Raw genomic sequence first — 18,138 nt, 5'->3', positions numbered from 1 at the left:
TTTACTGCTATAAATATCTTTGTTTCATGAAAAAATGGACATTAAATTTATCGCTTCTACTATTCTTATTTATTTTAAGCCAGGTTGCATTTGCCCAAAATTCTTCTGTAAAAGGAACGGTTTCTGACGGGAAACTGGCCATCGAATTTGTCGATGTGGTTTTAAAAAATACTGCCGATTCTACTAAAGTTGCCGGATATGCCGTTACAGATGCTTCCGGGAATTTTTCTTTAGACCATGTTACTTCAGGTGAATATAAACTTCAGTTCAAATTAATCGGTTTTAAAACCGTTACTCAAAAAGTAAAATTTACGGGATCTCCAATTTCTATTGGAACCATAACTTTAAAAACGGACACTAATCTGTTAAACACTGTTGTTGTAAATTCTCATAAAAAGCAAATTCAAAAAACCAACGAAGGCTTCATTTTCAATGCGGTTTCCAATCTGACACAAACAGGCGGAACTGCTACCGATATGCTCAAAAACATTCCTACAGTAGCTGTGGATGCAGACGGAGGAATTACTTTAAGAGGAAAATCTCCAATGATTTTGATTAACGGAAAAAACTCTGCCATTACCAATATGGATCAAATTGCAGCGAGCAGTATTGAAAGTATTGAGGTTATCAGTAATCCTACTGCCAAATACGATGCGAATGCAGAAAGCGGAATTATCAATATCAGACTTAAAAAAAACAACCAAAGCGGTATGAATGGCGCAGTGGTTTTAGGAGGCGGATTTGGAGCCAAAGGCAGATTAAACAGCTCTATGCTCTTAAATCAGAAAACGGATAAATGGAATTTCGGACTGGGGTACGACAATCGCTTTGCCGGAAGAACTAAAAAAATCAAAGGGGAGAGAATCAATTACCTGATCGATGACGAACATTATATCAATCAAAACAGAAGCGACCAGCGTACGGAAGGTTTGCAGAATTTGAAATTCAACATTGATTTTTCACCAAATGAAAACAACAGCTTTTCTTTTGAAGCTTTGGGAAATATGGAGAGTCAGGACAATGACGAAACTTTATACACGCAGGTAAACAACAGCACCAATCAGTTTTTCTCGAGCAATAAAAGACATTCTTTGGAACTCGAGCGTTCTAAGGTAGCCGAACTTGCTTTTAGCTACGACCGAAAATTTGCCGATGACCGAAAAAGCCTGAATGCCAGTATTACCTCCTCTTTCAATAAACACAGAGAAAACACTGATATCGATACCTATCAATTCGATCAATACTACAACCTGATTGGTGATGCTGCATGGCAAAGAACGCACAATTACGAACACGAAAATATCTCGAACGCTATTGTAAATTATGCGCTTCCGGTTTCTGAAAGAACCATTTTAGAGACTGGTTACAAAGGAACCTTCCGATTCTTCGACTCCGATTTTCAAAGTGCTGATCAAAAAAATGGAGAATACGTTGTAAATCCTTTGGCGAGCAACGGCTTTAAATTCAACGAGCAAATCAATGCGGTTTACGGAATGTTAAACTCTTATATTGGTACTAAAGAAACTCCAAAATGGAAGTACAATTTAGGATTACGTGCCGAACAGGTTTCAAACAACGGAAAAACGCAAAACAACAGTGATAACTTCTCCAATCATTATGTGAAACTTTTCCCATCTGCCTCTTTACAACTTAATTTAGCATCAGATGAATTTCTAAAAATGGGTTACAGCAAACGCATCAACCGTCCTGATTTAGACAACTTAAATCCATTTATTGATATTACCGATGCCTTGAATCCACATGGAGGAAATCCGTATTTGAAACCCGAAATCATTCATATTATTGAGACAGGCTATTCTAAAGAGTGGTCCAAATATTCCCTTTCGACCAATGCTTTTTACAGAAACGCGACCAATACAATCAGACAATATGCCGAACTGCAGGACAACGGAGTGGTTTTGCAACAGCCCAGAAATATTGGAAGCACCATTACTTATGGTCTTGAAACTATTTTCAGTCTAAAACCAATTGGATTCTACGATGCCAATATCAGTATTACCGCTTTTCAGCAAAATATAAATGCCTCCAATCTGGCTCAGGATGTAGTCAACAATGCATTCAGCTGGTACGGAAAGATCATCAATAATTTTGTTCCGTGGAAAGGCGGAAAACTGCAAATTATCGGAAATTACAATTCGGCTCTCGCTACTGCACAGGGAAAAAGAATTCCGATCTATAATGTTGATATGGGATTTCAGCAAAAACTGGGTAAAGGCAATGCCCGTTTAGGTTTAGTGGTAACTGATATGTTTAACACACTTGAAAGCGGTTTTAAAAACAATACGACTTTGTTCAGTAACAACCGTACTTCGAAATCAGATACACGTGCTCTGATGCTTACTTTTGCTTACACCTTCAAATCTGACTTTAAAGAAAAATTACTGGAAAATCAGTTTTCGACAGAGTAACATTACATTAAAGTAAAAAATATCATTCTTGTAATCGGGATTCATTTTTCTAGTGAAAATTGAACTATATTCGCCAAAAAATTCGTGCCCCGAATTTTTTGGCAGCTCCAAGAACCCTTAAACCTACATAGAATGAAAACCCTGCAAGTATTTCTTTTTACTTTATTATTTAGTGCCGTAAAATTACATTCTCAAATTCACGTAGACCGAATCACTTATAAAGTCCGTGACCATTTTATTACCACCACCATCGGGTATCCGGTACCCGGAACTTTTTTGCCAGCCGGAAAAAAAGAACCCTCTACCATTTTAAATCCGGACGGAACAGGAATTATTCAATATGAAGATCTAAGCAAAAAAAAGATCAACTGGGGAATTGAATGTACCGAAGAAGGCATTCCGGTTTTTAAAGAAGGTTTCAACAGTGCTTCCTATACTTTCTGGTACCGTACCAATGACAGTGAGGAGTGGAATTACACACAATTTTCTATCCATTTTACCAAGAAAAAAATGTTTCTGATGGGGGAAAGAGTAAAAGAATATGTAGATTATAACGTACAATAATTACTACGTAAAAATCAATTTTTCTTGATTTTTATACCTTTTACTACAAAAAAGAAAACGTTTTCGTAGATTTTCTAAAGTACTTATAATTTTTCCCATAAATTTCGATAAATATAAAAATTATACCTAATTTTTATTTAATTTGCGATAAAATTCAATATACTAACATGGTTTCAATCACACGCCTTTTTGATTTTCCCTATTATCAACAAGAAACTTATAACCTTCAGGTTGCCTTAGCAACTAAAAAAAACGGAGTCTGGGAAAAGACATCTAGCCAGGAATATATTGCAAAAGCAAATGCTATTTCGAGAGCATTATTGCGCATGGGTGTCCAAAAAGATGATAAAATTGCATTAATCACTTCTAACAATCGTACGGAGTGGAATATTATGGATATTGGTATCCTGCAAACCGGTGCTCAAAACGTGCCTATTTACCCAACTATTGCCGAAGAAGATTACGAATATATATTAAATCATAGTGGAAGTATTTTCTGTTTTGTATCCGATACAGAAGTACTTGACAAAGTAAACGCGATCAAAGCAAACGTTCCTACTTTAAAAGAAGTCTATTCTTTTAATGAAATTGAAGGTTGCAAACACTGGTCTGAATTGTTAACACTAGGAGAAGACGACAGCAACCAAAGCGAAGTTGAAGCCCGAAAAGACAGTATTAAACCAGAAGATTTAGCTACTATTATTTATACTTCCGGAACAACAGGAAGACCAAAAGGAGTTATGCTTTCTCACCATAACATTGTTTCTAATGTTTTAGACAGTGCGCCAAGAATCCCGTTTGATCCGGGAAAAAGTTCGGCTTTGAGCTTCCTTCCTATTTGTCATATTTTTGAAAGAATGATTTTGTACATCTATCAATTTTATGGTATTTCGGTTTATTTTGGTGAATCGATTGATAAAATCAGCGATAACCTAAAAGAGGTACGACCAAATGTAATTACAGCGGTTCCAAGACTTTTAGAGAAAGTTTACGATAAAATTTACGCAAAAGGTGCTGAATTAACAGGCATTAAGAAAAAACTATTTTTCTGGGCCATTGATTTAGGACTACGCTACCAGCCTTACGGTGCCAATGGTGCCTGGTACGAATTTCAGTTAAAAATTGCCCGTAAACTTATTTTCAGTAAATGGAAAGAAGGTTTGGGAGGAAACTTAGATTTAATGGTTTCAGGAAGTGCTGCTTTACAACCGCGTTTAGCGAGAGTTTTTGCTGCTGCTGAAATTCCGGTTATGGAAGGTTACGGTTTATCTGAAACATCACCGGTAATTGCTGTAAACGACCAAAGAAACAAAGGTTTTAAAATTGGAACTGTTGGAAAACCAATTCGCAATGTAGAAGTTAAAATTGCCGAAGACGGTGAAATCCTTTGCAAAGGGCCAAACGTAATGTTAGGTTACTACAAAGATCCTGAAAAAACAGCCGAAGCTTTACAAGACGGTTATTTCCACACCGGAGATATTGGAGAAATTGACAGCGAAGGTTTCCTTAAAATTACAGATCGTAAAAAAGAAATGTTCAAAACTTCGGGAGGAAAATACATTGCTCCTCAGTTGATTGAAAATGCCATGAAACAATCTCGTTTTATCGAGCAGATCATGGTGATTGGTGAAGGCGAAAAAATGCCGGCAGCCTTCATTCAGCCTAACTTTGAATTTGTAAAAGAATGGGCTAAAATTCACAAAATAACTTTAGGAAACAGCGACAAAGACATCAGCTCTAACGCACAGGTTATCAAACGTATTGACGAAGAAGTAGAAACCATTAACGAGAAATTCGGACACTGGGAAAAAATCAAGCGTTTTGAACTTACTCCAGACGTTTGGTCGATTGACGGAGGACAACTTACTCCTACCCTGAAATTAAAACGTAAAATCATTAAAGAAATTTACAAAGATCTTTACGCTAAAATATACGGACAAAATTAATAAACCAACATAATACTAACCAACGAAAAACGGCTATCTCATAAAGACAGCCGTTTTTTAATTGTACAAACATCACTTTAAATAGTCAACAATCGTTGTGAGTGCTACACAAAGCGGACTTACGTTTTAGGCTTGTGGTCGAATTAAAAACCCATTCATTTGGGTTACTTCACCCCTTTTTGCCTTTAAAACAGCCAATCCATATTCAGTAATTGTACTTTCCTGTTCTTCAGCAACTGTGAGCCTACTGTGCTTTTCTTCTAAAGAGATACTACTAATTGTATTCATAATTTTTATTTTTTCAATTTTTAAAATAATGGTGTTTAAATCTTTAACTCATAATTCTCTTCTTTAGAAAAACATACTTTTAATATCCCTAAAGAAATTTCTTTTCTTAGATTTCTTTTCAGGCTTCTCCTTTTTAGCAGCACTCTTTTTTTCAAAAACTTCTTTAGCTTTTTCAATTCTCCTAATTGGTTTTGTGTCTTCCTTTTTAGAATTTTCGTAAAACTTCTTGAGAGGACGAGGATGAAAATCAACCAAAATTGCAGCCATATTGATAACATCCATACTGGACGGATCTGTTTCTCCTTTAAAGAAGGTTTCAATAGGTCTGAACTTATCTTTTTTCTCCTTAAACTTATTCTTTTGAGTATGATCGAAATCTAAGCCCAATAGATTACTAAAAACATTCAAGTCCTCTTTTGTTGGGTTATTTTCGAAAATGAGCCAGCACAAATCACGAAGTTTTGCACGAGAAGGTTTGTACAAATAATCAAAGTATTCTCCTTCTCTTTCTATCTCGTATTTTTTTCTAATTGCTCTTTTGTATTTTTCTAATGTATTGTTACTCATAATATTCTACTTTTTTTTTCGGAATTTTCCGGAACCTCAGGGATCCTCCTGATCTCTCATCCATAGAGTGTTAAAATATCTTTACCAAGAAAATAACCTCTAAAAGAGATACAATACTTATTGTATTCCCTCTTCCTTCCGTCGCTTAGTGTGCTCTGCATCCATATCGTTATCGAAATAAACAGATACTCACTAAACCTAATTTTACTAACAAGACCAAAATCATGGTCAGGCTTACTTTTTTTACTCATGGTTAGAAACAATTAAGTTATTGGCATTTTTTGTTGGGGTCATTTCTAACTTCGAACGTTTTATTCCAAAATCAGATTTCCTTAGCTTACACATTCTTCCATCTGAAACATGGTGAAAAACAATACCTTCAACATCATTTTCTAACAAAAATCTTTTCAAATCATCAAATTCAAAATTTGAAAAGTCAAAAACCTCACTGCCGTGTTTCATCAGCATGTGTTTTTCCAGTTTTTCAGGATTTCCCTGCACTTTAGGACCGCATAATTCAAATGTCCCATCGATCTTAATTTTTAAATTATCAAAACCTTCAAAGAAAAACTTATCCTCAGGTTTCAAACGATCACATTTTAACCAATGCGGATGATGTCCCGTAATACTATCTGCTTCCTGACATGCAATCGCACCAGAAGGAATTACACGCCCTTTTTTGGCATCAAATCTTTTAAATAATTCTCCCTGAATAATTGCTGCAGCTGAGCCATCAAATTTTCTTGTGGCAATAACTTCTCCGGTTGTAACCCATCTATTTTCATCACTAACCTTATTTATTACCCTTGCCAGATCATGCGGATCTTTAACAAATAATGTACTTATCTTTTTCATCTTATATACTTTTAAATTAAATCCTCGATTTACTCGAAGAACATCAAACAACTTTTGCGTTTTTAAATTTCAATCCATAAAAAAAGCACCCGATTAAAGGTGCTTCATAACAAATACGATAATTATCATATTGCCTATAATGATGCACCAGCATGTAAACCCCTTCAAGGGCCGAACTTGCGTTTATTGGTTTTACGTTATATGTGTTAAAAATGAAATCCATTTTATATTGTTTTATTTTTAAATTCTATTGTTTTTTGAAATTCAGTGTCCCGATATTCTTCGGCAAAGATAATGTCAAAAAAATCATACTTCCAAATTCTACCATTATTCAACTTGCTGGTTTTCAAACAACTAAGCCCTTTGGTTAAGTCATAGAAATCCCTGTCCGCATATCGAAGCAGCTTTTTTATCAAATCAAATGACTGTTACTCATCAGATTACTTTTCAAGACTATATTTTGGTGTTTTTAAAATTCATTAAACATTTAATGTGTAATTTTTTTAAATATTTTTTTGTTATGATCAATTTGTAATCATTTTCCATCTTTTTTATCCTGCTGAATTATCCCCAAAACAAAAAAAGCGCCCTAAAAAGAGGACGCTTTGCTATATTTATGTTGAGTTTGTAACTTCAATTTACACTTCGATTTCATAAAAATACAGATCACATCCTGAGTCCTTAACAGGGGCAAATCCTGCTAAACGATCACTATATAGTCCTACTGACAGATTAATATTTATATTTTTCATTTCCATTTCAGGTACAAATATAGCATTTTTAGAAATTAATTTAACTTTATTTTAAGATTTGTAGAGCATGTCTTTAATTCTCAAGCTTAAGAAAGTATCATTTTCACCGCCAAAATATGTTTACAAATTCCTCTCTTTCCCTGATAAGCCGTAAACCAGTCGCAGGTACATTTTTGAGAAGTAGTATCAATGATTACTTTATGCACCACACCGGAACCTTTTACTTTGGCTTCAATATAATCGGCTCTGCGTTCTGTGATTTCCACTTCTTCCTTATCAATTAGCTTTTTCGCATTTTTCAATCTCGGATTTAAAGATAAAATACGCTCTGTTTTAAAGGGAAGACGACGATAAAAATGAGCCTTTTCGCTTAAATCATACCCTAATAATCCCATGGAAGATAAATTGGACGTTAGATTATCCATCGTGCCAAAATCAATATCATTTTCAATCGAAAGCATGGTTGGGTCAAACATCTCATTCGATTTTAATAAACTGTTTAATCCGTACACCCATTCCATCGGTAAATTTTCCGTCATGGTTTCCAGAACATTTCCTTCACCCGAAAAACCACGGTAGGAATCCGGAGAAAAAGCCATCAATAGCTGCATTTTGCCAAATTCGCATACAATAGCACAAGTCTGCTTATCATCTGATTCGTAAATAAAAATCTTATCTACAATGGCCAGAATCCCTTCTAACAAACGTAATCTCTGAACACCTCCAATTCTAACACTGTCTGAAGTTGCCAAAGTCGAAAACATAAACTTTCCGGCTCTTTTGGTGATAAAAAAATCACCTTTTACGCTTCCTTTCGGCAGGCTTTGAAAAAGCTGAATCGTTTGTATTTTATTGAGTTCGAACTTCAGATCCATATCAGCCAAATAAAGCTGAACACTGGTTAATCCTTTGATCCAGCGCATGGGTAAAGTCACTTTTTTCTCGACCACTTTTGTTTTACTGGTTATCACCTGAACATCTTGCTGACCAACGGCAAGGGTTACCTTTTCATTTTTCTGAATCGCATTTAGCGCATTCAGCATTGGATCGTTAAAATCAACATTAGTCGTTCCATTGGCAATAAATTCGCCGTCGATGGCTTCGGGTTTCATGTCTAATCTTACATATACACCATTGCAGGACGAAAATCCTTCAAAACGAAGTCTTTCTGAACCTGCAGAAACAATTGGATCGCGAAGGCTGGGCGGAACTGGTCCAAAACTCGAACGCACTACTTTGGCAATCGTGCTCCAGCATTTTGCCGTAACATAAGGATCAGTTAAACTTCCCCAGAAAAAGCACGGAATATTATTGACTTCCTCAATTTCGGTTTGATGGGCCAAAACCAAATTATTGATTCCCTTTGTTTTACTGTAGGTTGAAATTCCTTTATAATTATATTCTAAATCTGTCATTTTCTTTATTTTAAAATTTGCTTAATCAAGGATTTAAGCGAAGCATTATCTTTCCACTGTTCAAAAAACGCAATGACGCTTTCTGACGGTTTCTGATTGGTTTTGATCAAAACATCAACATAGTTTTCGACCATTTTCTTGAAATTTGTCGGTAGCTTTTCGCTCACTTCCAAACAAGCAAAAAAGGTGTTAAAGAACTGCAGCAATGCGCTGTTGTGTATAGGTGAAATATCTTTTAAGGCAATTATTCCATCGGTTAATCTCGAAAAAGCACCATATTTTCCTGTTGCTGCAAAAGCCGCCTTCTCAGCAAACTTCTCTATATCGATTGTTTGTTTCTCAATCAGGTTCATTAAAGTTTCGGAGGCCAGTAAGCGTAAATCTTTCTTTTCCTGGAAGAAACAAAGCGCGAATAACAATAAAACATTATCCGAGAACCTCATTTCCGGTCGGTTTAAAACGTCCAGAAAACCTTTTAATTCCGGTTTTGAACCGTCCGGAACTACACAGTTGTTCAATAAAGTCATCACTAAAGCATCCGGGTTTTGTGGCGTCAGGCTGTGCCAGTAAAATGTATTTCCGCCATAGTTTATATTGTAATCCCAACTGTTCGATCTTTTGTAAATATCAAGACTGTACAATAAATAATTGGGCGTTTTGATGTATTGTGGCAGTTCGAAACGAAGTTCGTACCACGAAGGCGATCTTTCTTTTTCGTGTGTTTTATAATTGTTCCACTCGTTCCATTTTTCTTTAAAGGAGAATTCCGTTTGAAATGGCGAAACTACAAATGGAACTTGTTTTAAATAGGTGTTTTCAAATTCGCTAAAAGTATGGTCCGGATAAAATGTTCTGGCTGCAACGGCCCATAAAGATAATATTCCGCTTTCTTTAGTCGTTTTTCCTAATGTTGCCAAAAGTTTTGAAACTAATGACCCCGAATCAATCGTCAGTTTATCTTCTGCTCCCAAACAGTAGGACAACAAGGCTTTTAATTCGCCCTCTATTTCATTCAATAAAGGAAGTGCTTCATGGGTATTTTCTCTTGGCATTCGCGCAATGGCAATCGCCAAATCCAGAGAATCAATTTCCTCGTTTGCTTTTTGATAGGCAATTACACGCTCCAACAAAACTTTAGGAGCGACCCAATACGGTTTATGACTAGGGAAAGAAAGCAATGGCAGTTTTGAATTGGATTCAATTTTCTGCTGTACTTTTTCTAATAACGGTCGGATTAAAACCAGTGTATTAATTTTTAAGTAATGACTGTCTCTAGTACTTAACTTATTGTTGATGTTTTCAATTTTCTGAGACAAAAACGACTTCATATAGTTCTTATGAACACTTTCAAAATAGAATTTGTTCAATTGTTTTTGATAAGGCTGTAACTGCACGCTGTAATCGGCGGGAAACAAATCTCTTTGCTGAATATAGGTATTCATTAGGATTTCGGTGTCCAGAACTTCTTCAGAAGCAATGAAGTTTCCAAACTGAAATAAAATTTCGTTCCAGTCCTTTGGCAGTTGTACTTCTTCAATCAATACCAGTTCTTTTTGAGGTTGGAATTGATATTCTTCAAATCCGGCATCGTCCGGCATCAAAGCATCTTCATCTAAAAACGGACTTAAGCCTGATTTGATATTTCCCTGCATCAAAGTAACATAGGTACTCAGTTTTTCTTTCAGCACTTTATCTTTTGAGGAACCGATTTTCAGAATAATTTTAGACACTTTTTCCTGTAAAGTCAAATCAGAAATCACATAAACATCTGCCAGAATAGAGGCAATTTGATTGTTTACTTTCGGATTGGCTTTACTTATTTTTTCTAAAATCGGAAGAGCATTTTTTATGGCTGCTTTGCAGTCGCCACGCATCATTAAAGGTTCCAGCCATTCCAGAAATGATTTGGCTTTGAATTTTGGATGTGCATAAATTTTCTTCACCAATTCAATTCCGTAACTCGTAATGGGCGGATACGCGTTGTGCAAAAACGAAAATATATTTTCCTGAAAAACAATCAGTTCTTCTTCTGTCGCATTAAATTCTTCGATTCTTTTTCTGAAAAACGATTTTAGATTGTTGTTCCATTCTTTGGTTTGAATCTGGATGGCATTTTCGATAAAAAAACTGCGGTCCATTTTTTTCTCGTCTAATAAGGTTTTGTAGACAATGCTCCAGGTCTGAAATTCGTCATAACTTTGGTTGTCATTATCCCGAAAAAAGCTGTTGTGAAGTATGGTTTCGTAATTAAACAATTCCGGAATATCTCTCTGATATCCTTTTGTATCATTTACAAGGGTATTAATGAATTTTCTGATTTTTGTCTTGGCACGCCACTCGTTTGTTGCAGCGAGACTTAAAGCGTACAACTCCGGATTGAATTGCAGCAAACCTTCCTCTTCAAACTTTCGCAAAATATGATAATTAACACTTACCCAGTCCTGTCTTTTTACTTTATCCAAAATAAAAGTTTCCAGCCAATTGGGTTTTGCCCATAACAATGTGTCCAGAACATAGGATTTCTGATCGGCTTCATCCAGCAATTGCAGTACTTCATCCCACGAATTAATGTCGGCTTTATCAAACAATGCGATAGCGCTCAGGGTGATCATTTCTTTTTGTTTTTGATCTCCTCTTGTTCCCCACGAAGATCCCCAATTGTTACCGGTTTTATTCTTCTTCAAAAATTCCGGTTCTTTGGATAAATCGATGTATTGGGTCCAGTACTTTTTATTTTTTTTGATGTGTTTCTTTAAAGCTTCTACATTTCCTTTTGCATTTTCTTTTAAAAAAGGAAGCATCAAATGAATATCTTTTGCTTTTATAATGGCGTCGTATTCCTCTAAAACAGCGGCGGAATTTGCCGCCTTACCCGTTTTTGGTTTTGAAGCTATACTCACTTCTCCGTTTTCAGAATATCCTTTTTTCAGTTTTTCGCTGACTAATTTTTCAGCATTCCGCAAACATTCTTCATCTGTTGAAAAACTCTTGGTCTGTGAAGTTCCCGAAGTTCCGTTTTTACCGTAAGTTACCGTAAATTCAAATCCTGTCACGTTTATTTCCCAGAATTTATCTGAATTTCCATCAATGTATTTGAGACTTTTTTTCATTAGTAATCGTATAAAACAAGTGTTATTTCTAAATGTATACTATAAATAGGTAAAGTAATTGAATGTCTTTGTAATGAAAATCGTCGTTTTTTTACTGAAGGAGATCTCTTTTGTAAGCCTAAATCCTGAACTGGCGTGCTTCTATTCCCTTTTATCGACTTTTATTTTCAATCTGTAAAATAAGAATTTTATAGCAAGATCTTCTTAAAAGAACATCTTTTAAATGTTAAAAAATCCTACGAAAAAAAGCAGCATTAAATTTCAAAAAAATACCCTGCAAATCAGTATTTGCAGGGTTTGGATTATGGTTGGAATGTCGTTTTCAGAAAATCTAAAAAACTTAATTTGCTTTTATCACACTAATTTTTTCCAGAGTAACTTTAGCATCTCCGCCTCCGGTCTTTTTGATAATAATATCATAACTGGAATCTGAATTAATTAAGTCATCCGAAATGTAATAAGAGTAGTTAAGTTTTACACCGTCTGATCCAATTTCGTGGCTGTCTCCGGTTCCATGATCATGAGCTACTCCAAAGAAAGTCATTGTACCTACATACTGATCTTTTTTCCCGGGATAACGCAAATAAACCGTATAATAATCTTTTGGCTCTTTGTAAACCACTACATCAAGATTCAGAATTATTTTAGAATTGGCCGTTTTAAAAACTCTATTGGTGTTTTTCGCAAAGGTATTGCTTACTTTATGGGTAAAAGCCGAAGTGCCTAATACTTTGCTCACTTTTTGCTCCCAGATCACTTCTTCTTTTGAATCCTGAAATGAAATTTTAGCTTTTGCTGCTTCATTAGCCGCTACAACCGGAGTTTTAGATCCGTAAAGCAAATCATCGTATTTATAATCTAAGTTGTAGACTGTGTTGTATACTTCCTCCATGGTATACGTCACACGACTTCCGTCGGGATTTATAAACTGATATTGCCACGGATCAGCTTTTAGTTGCTCTAAGGTAGGACGCTGTCCGTAAATCGAAACGTCCCAGGAATCCCAAATACGATCGACCATACTATGATGCAGCCAGAAAACAGGATCAAATCCGGCCGACTCTACATTGGCCATTAAACCCGAAGTAACTTTTTGGTAGATTTCGTTGAAATACGTTTCACTTGGATCGGCATATCCCCCACCGATAAGATTGTGCATATAACCATGAGGGGCGCCCTCAAGGCTTCTGCTGAATCCCGCGTCGCCTGTGAAAGAAGGATTGGTTTTTAATTCTTCCAAAGCCAGCTGAATCTGATTGACCTGACTCGGCAAAATTGGTTTTCCATTGTTCAAAATGCTGTATCGCGCCGCAGTATAAAGAGAACCGGACTGTACTCTTAAAGGTTCTGCCATCACATTCTGAGACACCGCCTTACTACCATAATTCCAGTACGGAAGGGCAAAATCGGCTTTTCCGGACAGGTCGCGAATAATTTTTTCTAAATGCCAAATGTAAAATCTGTGCCATAATAAGAAATGTAGTTTCGCATTTGCTGTTCCGTTATGCGTACAATCAGCCCATGCCCATAACTTATCATTGATGGTCTGATATTGCGGACAAAGTTTATTGGCACCTGTAATCTCTTTCGGAACACTGTGAATCGCTCCCTGATAGTACCAGGAAATTCCTTTTTCGCAGCCCGCTTCGCGCATTTTCTTAAAAGCCACATTCATCGCTTCCAGATTCGCTAATCCCTGAGGTGTATTAACGTTCCATCGAATGTATTTCGCATTATTTCTATTTTGACCATAGGACATTCCCATAGTCAAAATAATACAGATTAAAATGGTAATTTTTTTCATTTTTTTTGTTTTTGGGTGATTAATAAATTGGTAGTTAACATTAAAGCACTTCGACTTCAAAAGTTAAAATCTGAGCATACTTGGGATTTGCTTTGTCGTAGATTTTAAATTTCACCGTTCCGTTGCCTATTTTGTTGGCAGGAATTACATGAATGGCAATAAAGCCCTGCTGATCTGGGTTAAGTTTATTAAAAGAAGATCCTTTTGGAATCCCAATCTGGCAGGCACCGTGCTGGCACATCGAGCAATCCCACTCCTTTGGAAATGTATTCGATACGGTTTCCCAAACCAGATAAATGGGTTTATTTGAAATATTTTCGACCTTGATTTTCGAAATGTCAAGCCGTTTGTTTTTCAGCACACTTTCTTTATTGACCGCAGTTCCCACTACCGAAAATGTAGGTTTGTTTTGCGCAAATGAAATAGAAACCGAAAAGAGGAGTATCCAATAAAAGTACAGTTGTTTCATAGCCGTCGATTTAAATTTTAATGAAAAACAGCAATAGCCGTTTCGTAAACTTTCTTTTTTGAAATAGGATCAGTAAAACGATACATCAGTTGTTCTGTATCTCCCACATTTTCCAGAGAAATCAGTATTTCCAGACTTTCTCCCGCATGAAGTGCGGCTGTGCATCCGTTAGCCGATTCTGTTAGAGCGGTCTCACTTCCAAACCTCAGCTTTAGTTTTGCGTTAGGCGGAAATACAATTTCATGAAGATATAATCCCGAATTAACCAATCGAAGCAGCACCGTTTCGTTTTTACGATCTAACGATTGTAAGCCCTTACTATCAGAAGCAACTTTGCCATTAATCAAAAAATAATTGGGTTTGTAGGGAGGAAGAACAATAGGTTTATTTCGAGGATCGTATTCGGTACCCATGATGGCATCGGTATGCCATTTTGCATCCAGTTCGTTGCTGCACCAAACAATTTCACGCAAGGGCTCAGCCGCCAGAAGATCTTTTTCTTTCGGTTCAATAATGATGAGGCCAAACATTCCCGCCTGAAGGTTGAACGGATAATTTTCGGGACTGTAATACAAATAGGTACCCGGTTTTTCGGCTATAAAAGAATAAAACCCATGCTCCATATGATGAATGGCCTCTTTTTTCTTCATCAGCTTATTGTTTTTATCCCATTGAACAAAATCAATTTCTTTGCAAAATAAAGAGACCGGATTTCCCTGCGAAATGCTCCAAAAATCAACCCGAACAGTATCGCCAACCTTTGCCTTTATCTCAGATCCCGGCAAAGTAACCTGCCCCGAAAGAGAGTTTGTAAAACCAAAAGTCCGGACAAAGACGTTATTTTTAAGCAGCAGTTTTCCTGTTGTTCTCCCGATCACTAAATGTTCGTTTTGAGAGAACAAAAACAAATTGCTTAGTAAAAAGCAAAAGGTCACTATGGATTTGGGGCATCCTTTCATTTCTTAACTTAAATCATTCATTGCCAACACATTTAGCAATGCAATTCAAATTTAAAATTAATGTCGGTTTTGAGACCCCGTAGAAATACCTGATTTTGTAGTAAAAATCTGCCTTGAGTTTTGTTTTTTAAGAATACAATTCTTCCCGGATTGTAATGAGGTGAGAAAGTTTCTTTTAGATTTTTTTCCTTTTGTCTTTTGTAACACTGTTTTCACTAAGCCGTTTTGCCTGCGCTCTCGCCTGTTCTAAGGTAACAGGTTTCTGCTTCGCTAATATTTTCATACCCAACTCCGCTCTTTCCTTAAATGACATTTTGTAATTCATACTTTTAAATAATCTGCTTTACGATTTATGCGACAAATACAGCTTTTATAAAAGTAAGAAAAAGAATATATTTACAATGGATAAAAAACACCCGAAAGTACATTACCAAATTAGCCTTGTATTTTACCGATCGCTGTTTTTATCAAAAAAATTAAATATCTTTGAATTATGAGCACAGAAACCAGACCCAGAAATATTGGCCGAAATATCAGCCGTATCAGAGAACTTCGCGGTATGAAACAAGAGATTCTTGCAGAAGCTATTGGAGTAAGCCAACAATCTGTTTCGAATATTGAAGCCAGCGAAAATATAGACAAAGAAAAACTAGTACTAATTGCAAAAGCACTTGGCGTGACGGTAGAAGCGATTGAAAATTTTACAGAAGAATCTGTTTTTAATTTCTTTAATAATTTTTACGATAATAGTGCTAATAATGGCCATTTAAGTAACAATAATAATCACTGTACTTTCAACCCTCTTGATAAAGTAGTAGAGCTGTACGAACGTTTAGTTCAGGCAGAAAAAGATAAAGTTGAATACTTAGAAAAATTGATGAAACTGAAATAACAGTCTCACCAAGAGAACTTTCTGATAAAAAAATGCGCAAATCATCCTTTTGATTTTGCGCATTTTTTTGTTGTCATTTCTTTTTTAAAGTTGTGTCAAAATTTAAAAAAATAAAAACTTTGACACAACTTCTGTGTCAAAACAAAAATAAAAATCAAGTTTGACACAGCTTTTGTGACAAAATGAAAAATAAAAATATTTTTGTCACAGTTTTGTGACAAAATAAAAAATAAAAAAAAGTTTGTCACAGAAGTTGTGGCAAAACAAAAATAAAAATAAAATTTGCCACAACTTTTTGTTGAGGAAGCAAATTTTATTTTCTTGAAGTATTACTTAGCATTAGGCAACAAATCTGGATGATTAAAAATCTCTTATTTATTTTAGATATTTGCTTAACGTTGTTGCTACGAAGCTGAGAGACTTCGGAGAGCGGGGTATTGATTTTGATAATTACATCTTGTTTTTACTCAATCAAACTCAAAACATACAAAATTGATTTAGGTAAATCGTTATAAGTTTTTAAAACAACATAATACCATTTATTTTCAGGAATATCAACCTCAAACAAATCATTTTTTTTATGACTCTTAATTGCATCTTCAAATGTCTTATGCATAACTCCTTCATTAAACCATCCCAAATCACCTTTACTTGAATTACCATCCATATTGTAAATAACCACTAATTCTTCAAATGGTTTGCTTTTTTTGTATGATTTAATAATTTCTTTCCGCTTTTTATTAATCTGATTAATCGTCAATTTACTACCATCTAGATAAATATAACTCACTCTCATCGATAGAATAGGTTCAATTTTTACAATTCTATCTTTATCTATCATATCTTTTTCAAGAAATCTATTTTTATAATAATTGAGACTATCATTACTAATTTCTAAAGTTGCAATTTCAGCTTTTGGATTCAATTTAATAAAATTCTCAGCTTCTTCAAGAGAGTTTATTTCTTTAAAGTTTTGAGAGAAAACAATATTTAAATAAAAGAAGTTAACGGCTAATAATAAGTATTTAAACATAATGTAAATATAATGGATGATGGTCGTTATTTTTGCGTGATGAAATTAAAAATTTCAATTGTTAAGTTTTTAATTTCTTTGTTTTTAGATAAAATGTCCCATGAAAAATTTTTATTAAAAACTAACTCGCTCAGTTCTCGTTTATTAATTATTGTTCCAAATCTATTATCTGGCTTTACTTCATAAGCAGATTGATTTAGTATAAAAGTAGAAGAAATTTTTCCCATTTTATTTCTAATTTCTTCAAGAAATTCTCCAACGTATTCTTTCACAAAATTTGAAGAATCAATTTCAGATAATGCTTCATCAATTTTTACTAAAATTTCATCTTTATGGGATTTAACTAACGTTTTATTACAAAGATCAATTAGAATTTGTTTCCACATTTCATTAGTCAAAAGATTCTCTACTTCTCTTATATCCCAAACAATTTTAGGGATAAAATTATCTGTTTGTGCTTCTTCTAACCTTTTCAATCTAATTCCTTTTGCACTGCTTTTTTTAGATGCATCAGAATCCGCTAAAAGAAATATTTTATTACTAATTGCTAAAGCTGTTATATCATTTAGAACAATATCTATATCTTCCTTCTCTACTTTATCATCAAAAATATAATGGTCAATATTTGATCCTGCATATTCAAAAAATGCAAAATCTATATCCTCTTTAATATTTACATATTTTTTTTTATCATTTTTTAAAAGATAATTAGTATATGATTTTAGAAATGTTTTTATATAATTTCTATCTGATATTCCTTCAATCCAAATACTACAATTTGCCATGAAAACAGATGAATTATTTACACCTAATTCATGCAGAAGCAAATTATTTCCTCTGTTTACATTTTTAATAGTAAACTGTTTATCATTTAATTCATTACTTCTTTGAGAAAATAAATAAATCGACACATCATTTTTTCAATTGTTAAATCTAAAAAATGATTTGAATGAGTGCTAATTATGTACTTGAGCTTCTTACTAATTAAATCTTTATTTGATGTAATTTGCTCTAGAAATAATCTTTGCATTCCAGGATGTAAATTGATTTCTGGC

16 protein-coding genes are annotated in these 18,138 nt (G+C 34.8%); 4 read left to right on the top strand and 12 right to left on the bottom strand.

What is annotated here, in order from left to right; genetic code table 11:
- Positions 1-26: 26 nt before the first annotated feature.
- The 3 genes from B0A80_RS16800 to B0A80_RS16790 all read left to right on the top strand — a co-directional run bounded on the left by B0A80_RS16800 (position 27) and on the right by B0A80_RS16790 (position 4,939).
- The gene (locus B0A80_RS16800) at positions 27-2,429 is read left to right on the top strand and encodes a TonB-dependent receptor domain-containing protein (protein ID WP_089078036.1); all 2,403 of its coding nucleotides are present in this window, start codon (positions 27-29) and stop codon (positions 2,427-2,429) included.
- 132 nt (positions 2,430-2,561) lie between these two features.
- On the top strand, positions 2,562-2,993 hold the full coding sequence (locus B0A80_RS16795; protein WP_017496073.1) for a hypothetical protein: 432 nt from the start codon (positions 2,562-2,564) through the stop codon (positions 2,991-2,993).
- Positions 2,994-3,160: 167 nt separating this feature from the next.
- Positions 3,161-4,939 (top strand): AMP-dependent synthetase/ligase, encoded by a 1,779-nt coding sequence (locus tag B0A80_RS16790; RefSeq protein WP_089078035.1) that lies wholly within the window; start codon positions 3,161-3,163, stop codon positions 4,937-4,939.
- 126 nt (positions 4,940-5,065) lie between these two features.
- On the opposite strand, the gene B0A80_RS20820 is transcribed toward B0A80_RS16790, so the two are convergent.
- The 9 genes from B0A80_RS20820 to B0A80_RS20815 all read right to left on the bottom strand — a co-directional run bounded on the left by B0A80_RS20820 (position 5,066) and on the right by B0A80_RS20815 (position 15,471).
- Positions 5,066-5,227 carry a hypothetical protein gene (locus B0A80_RS20820; RefSeq protein ID WP_165769275.1) on the bottom strand — a complete coding sequence of 54 codons (162 nt, stop codon included), beginning with the start codon at positions 5,225-5,227 and terminating at the stop codon, positions 5,066-5,068.
- A 63-nt stretch (positions 5,228-5,290) separates the two neighbouring features.
- A complete protein-coding gene (locus B0A80_RS16785; RefSeq protein WP_070907246.1) occupies positions 5,291-5,794 on the bottom strand; it encodes a hypothetical protein in 504 nt (167 codons plus the stop codon).
- A gap of 243 nt (positions 5,795-6,037) precedes the next feature.
- The gene (locus tag B0A80_RS16775; protein ID WP_124020582.1) at positions 6,038-6,649 is read right to left on the bottom strand and encodes an RNA ligase 1 family protein; all 612 of its coding nucleotides are present in this window, start codon (positions 6,647-6,649) and stop codon (positions 6,038-6,040) included.
- Positions 6,650-7,487: 838 nt separating this feature from the next.
- A complete protein-coding gene (locus B0A80_RS16760) occupies positions 7,488-8,816 on the bottom strand; it encodes an SWIM zinc finger family protein (protein WP_089078030.1) in 1,329 nt (442 codons plus the stop codon).
- Positions 8,817-8,821: 5 nt separating this feature from the next.
- Positions 8,822-11,926, bottom strand: coding sequence for a DUF6493 family protein (locus B0A80_RS16755; protein WP_089078029.1), 3,105 nt, complete (start codon positions 11,924-11,926; stop codon positions 8,822-8,824).
- A 340-nt stretch (positions 11,927-12,266) separates the two neighbouring features.
- Positions 12,267-13,730: a tyrosinase family protein gene (locus B0A80_RS16750; RefSeq protein ID WP_089078028.1), complete on the bottom strand. Its 1,464-nt coding sequence runs from the start codon at positions 13,728-13,730 to the stop codon at positions 12,267-12,269.
- Between the two features lie 40 nt (positions 13,731-13,770).
- Positions 13,771-14,199 carry a hypothetical protein gene (locus B0A80_RS16745; protein ID WP_089078027.1) on the bottom strand — a complete coding sequence of 143 codons (429 nt, stop codon included), beginning with the start codon at positions 14,197-14,199 and terminating at the stop codon, positions 13,771-13,773.
- Between the two features lie 17 nt (positions 14,200-14,216).
- Positions 14,217-15,158, bottom strand: coding sequence for a multicopper oxidase domain-containing protein (locus B0A80_RS16740; RefSeq protein WP_233430764.1), 942 nt, complete (start codon positions 15,156-15,158; stop codon positions 14,217-14,219).
- Between the two features lie 175 nt (positions 15,159-15,333).
- Positions 15,334-15,471 (bottom strand): hypothetical protein, encoded by a 138-nt coding sequence (locus B0A80_RS20815; protein ID WP_208861492.1) that lies wholly within the window; start codon positions 15,469-15,471, stop codon positions 15,334-15,336.
- Positions 15,472-15,651: 180 nt separating this feature from the next.
- On the opposite strand from B0A80_RS20815, the gene B0A80_RS16735 reads away from it, so the two are divergent.
- Positions 15,652-16,050 (top strand): helix-turn-helix domain-containing protein, encoded by a 399-nt coding sequence (locus tag B0A80_RS16735; protein ID WP_017496085.1) that lies wholly within the window; start codon positions 15,652-15,654, stop codon positions 16,048-16,050.
- A gap of 463 nt (positions 16,051-16,513) precedes the next feature.
- Here the strand turns inward: B0A80_RS16735 and B0A80_RS16730 are convergent, their stop codons facing one another.
- The 3 genes from B0A80_RS16730 to B0A80_RS20950 form a co-directional block, all read right to left on the bottom strand.
- Entirely contained in the window at positions 16,514-17,083 is a 570-nt protein-coding gene (locus B0A80_RS16730; protein ID WP_089078025.1) for a peptidylprolyl isomerase, read from the bottom strand.
- Between the two features lie 26 nt (positions 17,084-17,109).
- Positions 17,110-17,994, bottom strand: coding sequence for a hypothetical protein (locus B0A80_RS16725; RefSeq protein ID WP_089078024.1), 885 nt, complete (start codon positions 17,992-17,994; stop codon positions 17,110-17,112).
- Positions 17,955-18,138 (bottom strand): ATP-binding protein (locus B0A80_RS20950; protein ID WP_208861491.1); only part of this gene is annotated, 184 nt, incomplete at its 5' end. The genes B0A80_RS20950 and B0A80_RS16725, both read right to left, overlap by 40 nt.

This window comes from Flavobacterium tructae (genome assembly GCF_002217475.1).
GTDB lineage: Bacteria > Bacteroidota > Bacteroidia > Flavobacteriales > Flavobacteriaceae > Flavobacterium > Flavobacterium tructae.
Note: the sequence above shows the minus strand (reverse complement) of the source record. Positions and strands in the feature narration are given on the sequence as shown.